Origin of the sequence: Singulisphaera acidiphila DSM 18658 (genome assembly GCF_000242455.2) — a bacterium.
In the GTDB taxonomy this organism is placed as follows: domain Bacteria; phylum Planctomycetota; class Planctomycetia; order Isosphaerales; family Isosphaeraceae; genus Singulisphaera; species Singulisphaera acidiphila.
This window is the reverse complement of sequence record NC_019892.1, coordinates 5,060,871-5,075,034: the sequence shown is the minus strand read 5'-3', so window position 1 is coordinate 5,075,034 and position 14,164 is coordinate 5,060,871. Positions and strand designations below refer to the sequence as shown.

General features: G+C 60.9%; 15 protein-coding genes. 9 read left to right on the top strand and 6 right to left on the bottom strand.

Annotated elements, in window-relative coordinates; translation table 11 throughout:
* Positions 1-175 precede the first annotated feature (175 nt).
* Entirely contained in the window at positions 176-481 is a 306-nt protein-coding gene (locus tag SINAC_RS19900; RefSeq protein WP_015247397.1) for a hypothetical protein, read from the bottom strand.
* A gap of 68 nt (positions 482-549) precedes the next feature.
* Between SINAC_RS19900 and SINAC_RS19895 the strand changes: the two genes are divergently transcribed.
* A complete protein-coding gene (locus SINAC_RS19895; RefSeq protein WP_237722418.1) occupies positions 550-1,317 on the top strand; it encodes a hypothetical protein in 768 nt (255 codons plus the stop codon).
* Positions 1,318-1,715: 398 nt separating this feature from the next.
* The gene (locus SINAC_RS19890; RefSeq protein WP_015247395.1) at positions 1,716-2,309 is read left to right on the top strand and encodes a hypothetical protein; all 594 of its coding nucleotides are present in this window, start codon (positions 1,716-1,718) and stop codon (positions 2,307-2,309) included.
* A gap of 253 nt (positions 2,310-2,562) precedes the next feature.
* Here SINAC_RS19890 and SINAC_RS19885 read toward each other — a convergent pair whose 3' ends face one another.
* Positions 2,563-2,979: a nuclear transport factor 2 family protein gene (locus tag SINAC_RS19885; RefSeq protein ID WP_015247394.1), complete on the bottom strand. Its 417-nt coding sequence runs from the start codon at positions 2,977-2,979 to the stop codon at positions 2,563-2,565.
* Between the two features lie 1,104 nt (positions 2,980-4,083).
* Positions 4,084-4,389, bottom strand: coding sequence for a hypothetical protein (locus SINAC_RS19880; RefSeq protein WP_015247393.1), 306 nt, complete (start codon positions 4,387-4,389; stop codon positions 4,084-4,086).
* Positions 4,390-4,693: 304 nt separating this feature from the next.
* Here SINAC_RS19880 and SINAC_RS19875 point away from each other — a divergent pair, with 304 nt between their 5' ends.
* The 4 genes from SINAC_RS19875 (at position 4,694) to SINAC_RS19865 (ending at position 6,811) form a co-directional block, all read left to right on the top strand.
* A complete protein-coding gene (locus SINAC_RS19875) occupies positions 4,694-5,224 on the top strand; it encodes an RNA polymerase sigma factor (RefSeq protein WP_015247392.1) in 531 nt (176 codons plus the stop codon).
* Positions 5,214-5,828 carry a hypothetical protein gene (locus SINAC_RS19870; protein ID WP_015247391.1) on the top strand — a complete coding sequence of 205 codons (615 nt, stop codon included), beginning with the start codon at positions 5,214-5,216 and terminating at the stop codon, positions 5,826-5,828. Before SINAC_RS19875 ends, SINAC_RS19870 begins: the two co-directional genes overlap by 11 nt.
* Positions 5,829-6,041: 213 nt before the next feature.
* Entirely contained in the window at positions 6,042-6,212 is a 171-nt protein-coding gene (locus tag SINAC_RS39990) for a hypothetical protein (RefSeq protein WP_020465476.1), read from the top strand.
* A 290-nt stretch (positions 6,213-6,502) separates the two neighbouring features.
* Complete coding sequence (locus SINAC_RS19865) at positions 6,503-6,811, top strand: hypothetical protein (protein ID WP_015247390.1); 309 nt, start codon at positions 6,503-6,505, stop codon at positions 6,809-6,811.
* Between the two features lie 65 nt (positions 6,812-6,876).
* On the opposite strand, the gene SINAC_RS38070 is transcribed toward SINAC_RS19865, so the two are convergent.
* Positions 6,877-8,019 carry a hypothetical protein gene (locus tag SINAC_RS38070; RefSeq protein WP_154673586.1) on the bottom strand — a complete coding sequence of 381 codons (1,143 nt, stop codon included), beginning with the start codon at positions 8,017-8,019 and terminating at the stop codon, positions 6,877-6,879.
* Between the two features lie 667 nt (positions 8,020-8,686).
* Here SINAC_RS38070 and SINAC_RS19855 point away from each other — a divergent pair.
* The 3 genes from SINAC_RS19855 to SINAC_RS19845 all read left to right on the top strand — a co-directional run bounded on the left by SINAC_RS19855 (position 8,687) and on the right by SINAC_RS19845 (position 12,468).
* A complete protein-coding gene (locus SINAC_RS19855) occupies positions 8,687-10,270 on the top strand; it encodes a right-handed parallel beta-helix repeat-containing protein (RefSeq protein WP_015247388.1) in 1,584 nt (527 codons plus the stop codon).
* Positions 10,271-10,486: 216 nt separating this feature from the next.
* Entirely contained in the window at positions 10,487-10,777 is a 291-nt protein-coding gene (locus SINAC_RS19850) for a ubiquitin carboxyl-terminal hydrolase 14 (RefSeq protein WP_015247387.1), read from the top strand.
* A gap of 41 nt (positions 10,778-10,818) precedes the next feature.
* Positions 10,819-12,468, top strand: a complete 1,650-nt coding sequence (locus SINAC_RS19845; RefSeq protein ID WP_015247386.1) for an FAD-dependent oxidoreductase — start codon at positions 10,819-10,821, stop codon at positions 12,466-12,468.
* Between the two features lie 283 nt (positions 12,469-12,751).
* On the opposite strand, the gene SINAC_RS19840 is transcribed toward SINAC_RS19845, so the two are convergent.
* Positions 12,752-13,465, bottom strand: a complete 714-nt coding sequence (locus SINAC_RS19840; RefSeq protein WP_015247385.1) for a hypothetical protein — start codon at positions 13,463-13,465, stop codon at positions 12,752-12,754.
* A 462-nt stretch (positions 13,466-13,927) separates the two neighbouring features.
* Entirely contained in the window at positions 13,928-14,161 is a 234-nt protein-coding gene (locus SINAC_RS19835; RefSeq protein WP_015247384.1) for a hypothetical protein, read from the bottom strand.
* Positions 14,162-14,164 lie beyond the last annotated feature (3 nt).

Genomic DNA, 14,164 nt, shown 5'->3' with positions numbered 1-14,164 from the left:
TGCCGGTGCTGAGGGACGGCTTGGACCTGGCAATCGCAAACTCAGAGGGGGTGGAAGCCAGACGGAGCAGGTTGCCCTGCTTGTGCGGGACGCTCGCCGCACCGCATACAACTCTATTTCAAGCATTTTCTCACTTACAAATCTCACATGATCCAAAACGCATGCCTGCGTCCGGTTATTTCCAGCGTGCCTGTGCAAAGTGGAGGATCGCCTTCGCCAGGCCCTCTTCGAGATTTATGGTGTCCATACGAAAGTAATTTTCGCCGAGCGGGCCGCCGGACACGGCAACGGTGTACCGCCCATTATCGTCCTTACCCACCCGCTCGCCGTCGATCTTGATCAGAACCGTAGAGCCCTCGTTGGCCATTTCTTCAAGGGCTGGCCAGATGGCGTCACAGCCACGCCAATCGCCCGGGACGGAAGCCATTCCCAGGTCCGCCAAAATCTGGGCTGCCTTCACCTTCGCCGCTTCAGTATCCATGCCTCAATACCCCCGAAGCCCTTTATTCAGATGCATAAAAAAACACCAAAACTTATTGCGTCGCTAGCATGTCAGCTCTAGCACAATTCCAGAACTGGGACGCTTCTAAGCCTTTCTCGACAACGGACCAAACCCTGGCATTATTGATTCCTGATGGCGGTGGAAACCTCCAGAGGTGGCCGTTGAAAGCCTTCAAGGCCACGACAACAAAGACCAGCAAGACTACTTTACCATTTAAGATTTCCCAATCAATGAGATCTCTTATGCGATTCAAGAATCGTTTCGCGATGATTCTCTTGGTGGTTCTACTCGTGGCCCTTGTTGGAACCCATTACGCACAACATCACAGATCGCGCAAGAACGTCAGAAACACGAGGATAATGCAATTCGAGGGCGCCTCGATTCCGGTGGCGACGAAGGATCTTGGAGGGGTTGCAGCGGCAAACCTTCTGATGGCAAACGACGCGATTCCGCCGATCCCTTGGGTCAATGTTGACTCTGGTCTCGGTCTTGATTCTACGGACAAGCAACTCTACCAGCAGATGGCGTCCCTAATCTCCGGCTTCACGGCCGTTCCCACTGCTCGCACAGCGTATTTTTCAGCATTTGCCAACAACATGAGTTCATGGGCTGGATCGATCGTGAATATTCAGGCCCAACCTCAAGGCGGACACCTCGCCACTGTGAACGTTGGAGCAATATTATCGGACTCGTGGGTCCCCTACTCCAATTATTCGGAGCAGTACCTTGTAGGTGCAGATAATTCTGTCACCTACTCCGCCTCCCTTGATCCGGATGGGACGGCGGGCTTGGATCTCGGCGTCATCCTCCAATAGATGCCAGGTGACATCAGCCGATAATCGTCGCTCCCAGGTCACCCGGTAGGTACGCCCTCCGGGTTTGACAGATGACCAGGACAAGGTGTTGTCTGTGACTCGACTGAGAGCTTGCGGCCAGGAGGACCAATCCAACAAGCCTTCAGAACTGCGGGCGCTCGCCATGTCGCCCGATGCGTTCACGGCAGAGATGTTCTTCCGGGAACCTGGCGAGACGTGGAGGCTACCTGCTGGAGCATTCAAGGGGTGTGACGGACCGAGTTGAGGGACACCCGAAATGCCCCGGTGAACATGCTTGCCCATCAGCTAGCCAGGGCGGATAATCGCAAGGCTTACCGAATCTCGGCGGCACGCGGTGAGGCGGGCTTTTCCAGGCTCCAAAACCCCAGGGAACTCGCATGAAACGCCCCCGGATCACCATCGGCCATATCGTCCTCGTCGTGGCGGTCGTCGCCGTCGGGCTCGCCGCGATCCATAGCGGCTCTGCGCAGTGGGCCGGGGCGATGACCTCGATCACCTTTTTCGTGATGATCTGCTCGCTTCTCGGAGTCGCTTTCGAGCGAGGCATGCGGCGGATCTACTGGTCGGGTTTCGCAACCCTCGGCTGGAGCTACCTGCTCCTGATCTACGCCCCTTGGCTTGGCGAGAGAGTCGGGCCGTATCTGCTGGCCCCGAATCTCTTCACCTATCTTGCAGATGTCCTCCAACGTGTCCCTCAAGGCAGCCCCGCTGCCGGTTTCCAAAGCGTACCCGTCGGGATCGTGGGAGCGGCGGAAACAGGCGGCGGATTTGGCGGAGTGCAGCCTCCGAACATCCCCGAGTACATGCGGATCGGCGAGGCGCTGGAAGCCTTGCTCTGGGCGTTCGTCGGTGGCTGGGTTGCCTGCTATTTCGCGTCGCGGCGTGAACCGGCCAATGACGCCCAGGCCGCTCCGCCTGCCACTGCTCCTCAGACTGGGGGACCGGGTGATGGCCAGGAGTCAGTCGCCTGACTTCGGCTCTCGGCAAGACCGGGTTGTGCGATCACCGAAGGGGGTCAAGCAGTGCAGCGGGGGAGTTCAACGCTCCTTGTGCAGCGTGTTGTCCCGGACGCTGGAGGAGGCGACGCTCCTCTCAAAGTCAGGACCTTGGATGGGCCGTCACGATGAAGCCATGATCGGCTGTCGGCCAAGCAGCGACCGAAGCCAGTGCCGGCGCAAGCGCCCCTTTGGAAATCCCGGAGGCTTACGCCGATCACTCGCTGGTTTATGCGCGTTTGCTCGTCCAGTGCTCCTGCCCGGTGGCGTCGGGCCATGCCGAGCCCGGCTTGTGCAGCGAGAGCCAGGTCTCCGCGAGTTTGCCTCCCTCGACCCGGTAGAGTTGCATGCCCGCCTGAGTGCGAGTCTCGCCGGTGCTCGGGTCGGTCCACATCCGCGTAAAACGGAACCACGCGCGGTCGCCGACGATTCCATGGTCGTACACGACGAAGCGTGTGTTCGGCCGCTCCCGCTGGCCGGCGGCAATCTCCGCCGCGTATTCCTCCGGCATCACCCGCCGAGTGCCCGATTCGTCGTGCCGGGTATAGACCTGCGCCACGCATTCGGCGACCAGGTCGTACCGGCCCTCATGCCACACCTGTTCCCATCGGTCGAAGAGGTCGCGGACGACAGACTCCTCAGACATCGACAAACTCCTTCCCGCCAGCTTCTCGGTGGTCACCCACTCTCGGCATCGCGTCGCTCACGCGTCCTTTCGAGTATACCTGCCTCGATTGTCTTTCCAAAGACGACTTCGTCGGCGAGGATGACGGCCTTGGACAGCGGAGATTGGATTGCAAAAAAAAGAGCCGCCTCGATTCGGCAATGGCTAAAATCAATGATGTCTATAAATCACTAAAAACCCATTGCCGGCATCTCCAACCGCGATTCACTGGGTGGTGCCAAGAGACCGCATTTTCCGGGGCTTCCTGCATTCGGCTGTCCGACGATGTCTGTCGGTAGGCGCGGCCACGGATTGGTCAGCCGTGAGACGGGAGGTGGAGTCCCTTGACAGGGCGACACCGCAGGTCGAGGCCAGTCGACTCACCGAACTCCGATCCCGCATGACCAAGTGATCGCTGCGTTGGTGGCGACTCGATCAAGTGCGTCCACCATCTGCCCGACGACCTGCTCCCGAGATTCCTGGATCGCTCCGAGATAGAGGGCATCCCATGCCTACCATACGACCTCCCTCAAGTGCGAATCCTCGATCTTGTCGGCGACGGCCATCTGAATAGAGCGTCGAAGCAAGCTGATCGACACGCTCCATGTCGTCCTTCAGTCGATTGTTGGCCAGCCTGACAAGGAGCCGGCAGACGTTGGACTTGTCCGGCTACCCGGGGCACTCTCGCAACATGCGCACGACATCTTGCCGGTAACGATCGTGCGCCAGCGACACCTCGCATAACGTCCCGAGTGGTGGATCTTCGCGGAGAATCTGAGCGTCGGACCACGCAACAACATCAGCAACATCTCATATGCCGACTTCCAATGCTGTAGCACAGACCTCGACTTCGTCCCGCAATCGCGTCATGGCGAGGGCTCTCCGACGCCTCACGGGCGTTGAATCCCTGAATCAACGAAGGCCGACCCAACCGGGAAGATGGCGGTGATGTGACCACACCAGCCATAGACCCGCACGGAACCGGCCCACGATATGACCTACCGTACCCAAGATCAGGCATCACAATCGCCTTCGTCCGAGCCGGCGAAAACCGTTTCTCCATTGAAGACCAATGGCTACGTCCGATTACTTCCAGCGTGCCTGCGCAAAGTGGGGGATCGCCTTCGCCAGACCCTCTTCAAGGGTTGTAGCATCCATATGAAAGTAATTTTCGCCGAGCGGGCCGCCGGACACGACAACGGTGTACCGCCCATTATCGTCCTCGCCCACCCGCTCGCCGTCGATCTTGACCAACACCGTAGAACCCTCGTTGGCCATTTCTTCAAGGGCTGGCCAGATGGCGTCACAGCCACGCCAATCGCCCGGGACGGAAGCCATTCCCAGGTCCGCCAAAATCTGGGCTGCCTTCACCTTCGCTGCTTCAGTATCCATGCCTCAATACCCTACGAAATGCTTTGTTGAGATACCGGCCGATCTGGACCGGGTGGACCTCGAATTGCTTATCGTCAACTCGGCAATCGTCTTCGACTGCTTGGCCGCATTGAAGGCGGAAGCATACTTCTTGCGGATTCGGACTCTGCGTTGCCCTCGGTTTAAACCTCGTCGAGGATCATTTGCCGGGTGGTCCCAAATCCGAGGGTCCACTCTCCCTTGCGCCAGCAGTGGGGCCGGCGCATCATTCTTGTAAATAAAGGGCGCTTCAGGCTACCAATACTTCGGGGAAAGGAGCTCCGAATTGGTCGATGATGAAAATTTAGAGTCCCTGTTCAAGAGCTGGCTCGTTGAGCACAACGGCGCCGTCCTGAAGGTGGCCCGCGCCTACACGCTCACGACCGAGGACTGCCAGGACTTGGTCCAGGAAATCCTGCTCCAGGTTTGGTGCTCCTTGCCACAGTTCCAGGGGAGGGCCAGCGCATCCACCTGGTTCTACCGCGTGGCGATCAACACCGCGCTCGGCTGGCACCGCAAGGAACACCGACGACGAGCACGCCAAAAACCGGTTCTTGTCGTGGAAGACCTGCCCGTCTCCGCCGGGTTGGACAGCGCCCAGCAACTGGTTCAGCGCGAAGCGGTCGAACGACTCTATGCCGCAATTCGCCAACTGGCCAAAACCGAGGCGGCCCTGGTCCTGCTCTACCTGGACGACTTGAGCTACCGGCAGATGGCCGAGGTGCTGGGCATCTCCGAAAGCAACGTGGGCGTGAAGCTAAATCGAGCGAAAAAAGCTTTGGGCGAACTCATGAAAGGGGAGTCTTATGAATTTTGATGACTTCCAAAAAGTCTGGCAGACGCAATCGTCGCAAACCCGCCTGACGATCGATGCCGAACGACTCCTCAAAGAGGTGCAACGCAACGAGCAGTCTTTCACCGCCATCATCTTCCGTCGCGACCTTCGTGAAGTGGTCATCGCTCTTCTGATGACACCCTTGTGGTTTTACCTGGGAATGAAGCTCTCTTTGCCCTGGACATGGTATTTGATGGTGCCGGCGCTGGTCTGGATTGCCGGGTACATGCTGGTGGACCGGATGCGTCATCCACGGCAGCCGCCTGAGCCGGGCGAACCGCTTCGTCAGCGTGTCGAGCGTTCCATCGCGCAGGTGGAGCATCAGATTTGGCTGCTCCGTCATCTGCTCTGGTGGTACCTGCTCCCCCCTGCTCTTGCAATCCTGGCCTTCTTCGCCCAGGTCGCCTGGCAGGCGCGGGCGGGCGGTTGGTGGACGGCTCTCATCATGGCGGGGTTGGTCCTCGTGGAACTGGTGATTTTCGCCGGCATTTACGGACTCAACCAATACGCCGTCCGCTCCGAGCTGGTGCCACGACGCCAGGAACTCGAGGCGATGCTTGCGAGCTTCAAGGACGAAACGCCGTAACCGGCAAGTCGGCGCGGCGATGACCTCCGCCAAATCAATCGCGAAACCCAAGGATGTCGAATCTTCTCCAAGGGTTTCACCCCTGGCTAAAAACGGCCGCCCCACCGGGACTACAAATACACGCGCATGGCTTCACGAATTTGGCGGTAGGGTAGCAGCCCCCAAGGGGCCGTCGCTCGACCCAGCATGGCGGCCCGGTGAAGATATGGGATCATGGCGCAGGTCCAGCTCAACGCCAAGCTCTCCGACTCCGAGGTCGAAAGCCTCGTGACCTTTCTCGGAAGCCTGACCGGCACGATCCCCGAGTCATTCGAACGCGCCCCGGTCCTCCCGGCCGACGGTTTCGCCCCGAATCCATCGGCCTCCCCATCACGGCCCCAATGAGCCCCGTTGCTCCCAAGCTCATCCGGCGGAGCGTTTGCGGCTGCATGATCGCAAGGACGGGATCGTCGCCCGACGGTGCGAATTGGCCGAGGTCTTCGCGATCCACTGCGGTGGCATTGCAGTGATGGATCATCTCGCGAGAGGCCCCCGTTCGCGAACGATTTCAGAAACCTGCTGTTCCTGCTATCATTGAGGGAAGAAGGGGACGAACGGCGACACACCAAGCGGGTGGGGTCGGGATAGGGCGGGAGGGACGGACAGCCTGAGTCTTCGAGCGAATGAGGGGAACGATGCAAAACTTTCTGATCGTGGCTCCGGATCCGAAGGCGTACCGGGAGACGGACGAACTCCTGCGTGGCAGGAACGTGATCGCGCGAGTTTCCCCGCACCTGATCGAAGGGCGTTTCACCGCCGAAGACATCGCACGATTGCCGGCCGGGGTTGAAGCGTTCAGCGGGCCAATCCCCGCGAAACTCCTCCAGGAACTCCCCCCTTCGGCCCGGCTCGCCGCCAAGGCGCTGGTGCGGGCAAGGGGCAGAGAGGAACCGGCTGAAGAGGGGCTCCCCTGGGATGCCCCCGGCTTCGAACCGCCTGGCTGACCCTTGCCCCGCGTATCAATACGCAGCAAGTCCAAGTTCCCTGTCGACCCCCCTTTTTTTCAAAATCACCGGCTCCTCGACCGCTTCGTTGCCGGTTTGCTCTTTGCAGAAGCCGGCGCCGGGGGAGCCGGGAAGAGGGAGGCATCCCAACCGATTTGTTTTTTCGTCCACTTGCAAAATTGCAGGGTATTGGCGTTCATCAGGCACGGGACCTGGGTCGTTTGGCAATTCACGCAGTTCTTATTGGGGCCGTTCAACTCGCCGCCGATTTCTCCACAGACACAGCTCCCATACTCATCACTCGCCCCGAAGATGTGGCAGGACTCGTGCGCAAAAACCCTGTGGATGTTGTCGGGCCCCCAGTTGTCGTTGGCGTAGTTCATCACGAGCTTCTCATCGACCGCGTAGGCGAAGTGACGTAACTGGTATTTCGTGAAGAATGCCACATACCCCCACTTCGTCCCTTGATCGGCCATCAAGGCGTTTGCATAAGCCCGATAGCCGACACGCCCGGGGCTATACCCCAGCTTGCTCAAGGCCGCGTCGCGCCAGCCCATCTCGTATTGCTCGTAAATGTTGCTCGCATTGGGATAAGGCCCCTCGGCGGTCGTGACCTGGAGATCCTGGATGTCGTAGGAGAACGAGACCTGGGCCCTGGGTTCGGCGGTGGCCAGGAAGTTCGCCCCCCTCTGCACTTGCTCGATGATCTTCTCCTTCTCCGCATCGGTGAAGGCGAGAGCCGACTTATCGCCGGAAACGATGACAAGCCCCAAGGCAATGGAGCCGACCATGTATCGGCTGGTCGGAGTTCCGGTCGACAACGCCACGGCCCCATTGTTGGCAGGAGCAAGCGGACTCAGTTCGGCTTCGAATGCGCCTGTGTTGAACGCCGGCGCGGTAAAGTTCTGATCCGTCCAGGCGACCCCTTCTTCCGCGGTGGGCGCGAGGTCAGGTCCCGAGTTGATGTTGGCGGCCCAGGCCTTCGCAACGAGCTTCAAGACCTTCTCTTTCGCGTTGGCCGGCTTGTGCCCGACAAACTCCCTAGAGGTAAGGCCGGCTTCCAGGCCTTGGAACCTGGCGGAATCAGGAAACCTCGCAATGAGCAGGCCACCGGCAAACCGATGCGTGACCCGTCCTTTGGATTGCGTGATTCGTTGCTCGAGGTCTTCCTGTCCTTCTGCCGACAACAGGACATCGCGAGGCATCATCTATCTCCTTCGAAATGGGCTGCCGTGACCACAACATGGCGGAGACCGGGCCGCCTCGCCATTTTAATCAGATTTGAATTCCGCAAGAATCGTGCGACTATCACATTCTTTATTCCAACATTCAAGTGAAATCCACAAAGACAATCGACCGCGCCGCTGGCGACCAATCGGCAGGAACCGAACCGGTCTCTTTTGCTTCCAAAAAAGGAAGACGGCGTACGGCGACCCGTTGCGCAATTCTTCACGGAACGGGGTATCCGGCATCCCTCATCCGCGTCGGCACCGAACGGCCCAAGGTAATACACCAGGCCGGAGACGAGGGCAGCATGCCGATCGCCCCTGGTTCGAGCAGGTCAACCGCGACCGCGATTATTCCCCACGATCCCGCTCACTCCGGCGACAACGGCTCACAACGCCATAAAATCCGCTAACACTCTCAAGATAATGCACAAATAAGCCACATCCCACCACCAGCGGCAGCCATCCGCCCGAGCCGTTCCAACATCGCGCTGTTTTGCCGACGTCAACGCATCAATGGCACCGCTACGCCCTCACCCCTCCCCGGCTCCGCCCAATCCGATCTCCGAATTCGATGAGACATGGGACTGACCATCGCGTATATTTGAGCATTCCTCAAATAACCTACCGATCAAGAAAGGGGACACTCATGCTCTCTCCCGTTTCTCCACCCACACGCCGGAACCGCACCGGACGCCGGGCTTGGACCCTCGAGCGGCTGGAGGAACGGGCGGTGCCGGCGACGATCACCGTCACGAGCTTGGCGGATGACGGCCCCGGCACCCTGAGGGCGGCAATCACCCAGGCCAACGCCGACACCGCGGCCGACACCATCCTCTTTGCTCAGGACGTCCGAGGGACGATCACCCTGGAAACGGCATTGCCGGACTTGTCGACCACCATCAATATCCAGGGGCCGGGGGCGAAGGACTTGACGGTCGCCCGCAACGTCTGGACCTCAACCCCGTTCTCGACCTTCGAGGTCGTCCAGGGGGCCGACGTCATCCTGTCGGGACTCACGATCACGGGGGGAACTTCTCTGACGGCGGGCGGGGGGATCAACAACAGCGGCGAGTTGGTGGTCAGCAACTGCACCGTCAGCGGAAATCGCGGCGAGTATGGCGGCATCAGCAACGTCGATTCCGGCTACCTCACCATCGTCGACTCCACCATCAGCGGAAACCGGGGGCCATCGTTCTTTGGCGGCGGCATTTATAACAGCCAAAGCAGCACGCTGGCGATCCACCGCTCCACCATCAGCGGGAATGACTCGGGCACGATGGGTACGAGCAGTGGCGGCGGCATCAACAACAGGGGCCTGATGGGGATCACCAACTCCACCATCAGCGGAAACAAGACCATGGGCTCCGGCGGGGGGATTTACAACGGCGGCACGCTGACGATCATCAGTTCGACCATCAGCGGCAACGCAACCACCGACTACCGAGGCTCCGGCGAAGGCGGCGGGATCTTCAACAGCGGTTCGATGAACATTCTCAGCTCGATCGTCAGCGGGAACAAGTCGAGTATTGGCCCGATGGACATCAGCGGCGCAGGCAACTCTCTGGGCTATAACATCTTTTTCGACGTCCCCGACATCAGCCTCAACCCCACCGACCAGACCCGTACCGACGCCATGCTCGCCCCCCTGGCCGACAACGGCGGCCCCACCTTCACACAGGCTTTGCTGCCCGGCAGCCCCGCCATCGATTCCAGCGTCACCATCAACGGCGTGAACACCGATCAACGCAACGTGCCTCGACCCCAGGGGAACGCCCCCGACATCGGGGCGTTCGAAGCCGTCGGCGTTGTCGGTGCCCGGCCGACCGTCGTGAGCCTGGTGCGGTCCAGCCTCCGCAACCAACCGACCAAGCTGGTGCTGACCTTCAGTGCCGCAATGTCCTCCGCAAACGCCCAGGACGTGAGCAACTACACGCTCGTCCCATCGGGTCCCGCAGGCCGCACCAGACTGCACACCCGGCCGATCCCGATCACCTCTGCCGTCTACGACCCCGCGGCGAAAACGGTGACCCTGACATCCCGCCGCCTCGATGCCCGTGCTTACTTCCGCCTGACAGCCTCCGGCACACCCCCCGCTGGACTGAAAAGCCCCAACGGCGTGTTTCTTGACGGGTCGGGACGCGGCCTGCCGGGGTCCAATTACGTGGCGGTGATCCACGGGGCCCGCGCCTTGGCTCCGAGGGAGAACCTTGCAATCAAGACAGGCCCGTGAGAGGGCACTGCACCGGCGTTCCCCTCCCCTTGCCCCGCGTCCTCAACGCACGGACCCGCCACATCAACGTCAATTCGGTGGGGACGGTCCAGAGTTTGCACGACAATCTTGGTGAAAACCCTGCGTCGCAGCGTACAGAGCGACGGACCGCGGCACTCAGAAAACGCCGGCCCTGCGCAAGGGGGCAACGCTTTTTTTGGGGAGGGGAATTTTGCCATGATCTGCGAACATGAAATCGGGATCGACCCAGTACCCCCGCGCACGCCGGAGGGGTGCGAAGAATGCCTGAAGAACGGTACGCCCTGGGTCCACCTTCGTCTCTGTCTGACCTGCGGACACGTTGGCTGCTGCGACAGCTCGCCGGGCCGCCACGCCACCCAGCACTTCCACCACACGCACCACCCGGTGGTGGCATCCTTCGAACCGGGCGAGCGGTGGGCCTGGTGCTACGTCGATCAGGCGGAGCAGGACGTGCCGGAGCAAGCCCTGCCGTACCTGAAAGGGTGAGGCGGCCGACGCATCGTCCCTGACCCCGAGGAGCTTGTGTCATGGCCGAGCAGGACCTGCACCACATCGCCTTCCCCACGCTCGACGAGGCCCAGATCGCCAAGTTGGGGCGTTGCACCGGGGCGTCGGCCCAGCGCTTCCAGGACGGGCAAATGCTCTTCCGGGTCGGGGACCGCAACTTCAAGTTCTTCGTCATCAAGTCCGGCCTGGTCGAGATCCTCGACGAATCCGGCGAGACGGCGAAGACCCTGACGGTCCACAGGCCCGGGGGGTTCACCGGCGACGTGTCGCACCTGACCGGCAACCCGGCCGTCGTCAGCGCCGTCGCCCGAGGCGATTGCGAGGTCTACGAGATCGCCAGCGAGGGCCTGAAGCAGATCCTCAGCCGATGCCCGGACCTGAGCGACATCATCCTGCAAGCGTTCATCGCCCGGCGACAACTCCTCCGCGAGCCGGGGAACTTCACGGGCCTGCGCGTGATCGGCTCGCGCTACTCGCAGGACACCTTCCGGATCCGCGACTTCCTGGCGCAGAACCGGGTCCTCTTCACCTGGCTGGACCTTGAAGCTAACCCGCAGGTCAACCTGCTCCTCCAGCAGTTCGGCGTGTCCGAGTCCGACACCCCCGTCGTCGCCTGCGGCCGGCTCTTGCTGCTGCGCAACCCTTCGACCCGAAAACTTGCGGAGACCATCGGTATCCGGCGAACACCCGAGCAGGTGGTGTACGACCTGGCCGTGGTCGGGGCCGGGCCGGCGGGGCTAGCCGCAGCCGTCTACGGCGCCTCCGAGGGGCTGAACACGGTAATCCTGGAGCGGGCGGCCCCCGGGGGCCAGGCCGGCCGGAGCATGCGGATCGAGAACTACCTCGGCTTCCCCACCGGCCTGACGGGCAGCGAGCTGACCGACCGGGCCGTCCTCCAGGCTGACAAATTCGGAGCCCTCCTGTCAGTCCCAACACCGGTCACCGGCCTGACGTTCGACCAGGCGTACGCCGTCCTCCAGCTCGACGGCGGCGGGTCGGTCGTCGCCAAGTGCCTGCTGATCGCCTCCGGGGCCGACTACCGCCGGCTGGGCGTCGAGGGATGCGAACGGCTCGAGGGGTGCGGCGTCTACTACGCTGCAACCCCCAACGAGGCGCAACTGTGCCGGGGGGCGGACGTGATGGTCGTGGGGGGTGGCAACTCCGCCGGCCAGGCCGTCGTCTACCTCGCCGGCCAGGCCCGCAAAGTGTTCCTCCTGATCCGTGGCGACAACCTCTACAAGAACATGTCGAGCTACCTGGCCCGACGCATCGAGCAGACCGACAACGTCGAGGTGCTGTGCAACACGGAGGTGCGGCAGATGCACGGCGACAGCCACCTGACCACCGTCGAGGTCGAAAACACCAAGACGGGGGAAGCAAAGACCCTAGAAACGCCGGCGCTGTTTAGCTTCATCGGCGCCGTCCCGTGGACCGACTGGCTGCCCAACGCAATCGCAACCGACTCCCGCGGATTCGTCCGCACCGGCCCGAGCCTGAAGCAGTCGCCGAGTTGGGTCGCCCCGCGCGATCCGTTCCTGCTCGAAACCAGCAGACCAGGCGTGTTCGCGGCCGGCGACGTCCGCTCCGGCTCGGTCAAGCGCGTCGCTTCAGCCGTCGGCGAAGGGGCGATGGTCGTTCAGTTCGTGCACGAATACCTGAAGGATCTGTGAACCCATTCCCCAAGCCCAGGACACGCATCCGGTCGACCACATGGCGAACGCCCAAGGCGGATTCGACCAGTCCCACCGCGATTGGGTGGACGGTTTGCTCCGCCTTGGCGAACTCATCGAGCGCCGCCATACGCGAGCGGCGCCCAAGGCCTTAGTCAACCGGCCAGCGGTGTCGCCATCAAGGGATCACGGCGGAGCATCAAGATCCATCCCGGAAGGAGGAGAGTCGGAGAACGGACAACGACAGCCTCGCAAAGCGTCCCGTCACAAGCCGGCCACTCGGTCAGGCCTGACGGCGAAACGAGCGGCGAATCGACAGGGTGCCGTAAGCAGCGGCGAGAGTCGTGAACATCATCAAGGGCGTCGGTTCGGGGACCGGGTTCGGCGAAAGCAGATAGACATGCTCATTGTTGCCCCTGGCCAAGATTCGTCCGACATCATCGATTTGGAAGGCAGACGTGAGCCAGGACAGGCCCGACACCGGAGGAATATAAATATCGAGCATATCTGCTGCATACATGCCCGAACTGTCCGACAGCGACGGAATCACGTGGTGCTGTAGATCTGGCAACGTGAAGCGAGCACTCCCGGCTATCGACCCGACAACTTGACCATTCACATTAATATCATTGATCGGAAACTGGTGTTTATCATTGGTCCACCCCACGCTGGAGGTCACGACCGCATTATTGGTATAGGTAGAATTGGAAGCTTGGTAAGACCCCGCCTTATACGTATGAACAGCGGATAGGCCGTAACCGGAACTGGTCCATAACGAGTATTCGACGGGCGACTTATCGAAGGCATAGGTCTCGTTTCCCGCGCCGTTCGTCACGCTCAGGATGCTCTTGCTGTCAGGGCCATACTGGTACGAAAAGCTCGTCCCCAAATCGGTTACGGTGAATTGAGGATTGGAGTTGAAGAGCGAATCCGCATTGGCCGAAGTCCCAGCGAAAATGACGAGGATCGCTATGGAAATGCCTGAAAGTGGTCGCACGGAATGCCTCCTTGCAATGGTGCTGCGTTCACAGTCTCAATGGGAGCATGCTAATTTGGATTGGCCCTCTTGGCAAGTCCTCCTCTCTGCATGACCATTCTCTCAAGCGTCTGAGACACTTATTCAGCCTCCCTCGGAAGGTCGGCGAGCAAGGTATTCGGGGATATTTCGATATCCTGCGGAGCCTTACCCCGTTGTCATTGCGGATTTACGCCTTCGCACCCCGCCGCTGAACGGGAGGACGACGATCGGAAAGATTCGCTTCCGTCTCCGATCCTTTTCGGAAGCGATGTTGCCATGGACCATGGATTCGCGGGCCGTTTCAAGAAGTTGGCGGCTCAGGCGGAGATGGATCCCAGGCTGATTAACCGTCTAGCGAACCACCCCCAGCCTGGTTCGCTAGACGGTTCAAGCCACTCGCGATGCCACAGCAAGCCACTCGCGATGCCACAGGATGAATGCCTATTTAGCCGGGTCGGATGAAGCAAGTCGCTTCCGCACGACGACCAGCACAGGGTTGGACGGCCGGACATCGCCGTTGCCATCCGTGCCGAGTACCGAGAATGCGTGGTAACCCGGTTGCAGATCCTGAATGGTGAACTCGGCGGGGCCTTTCGTCAGTTCCATCAGCTTCTTTGCTCCGTCGTAGAGTTCCAGCTTCTTCCAGCCGGCGCTGGTCTGGATTGCCGGGTACATGCT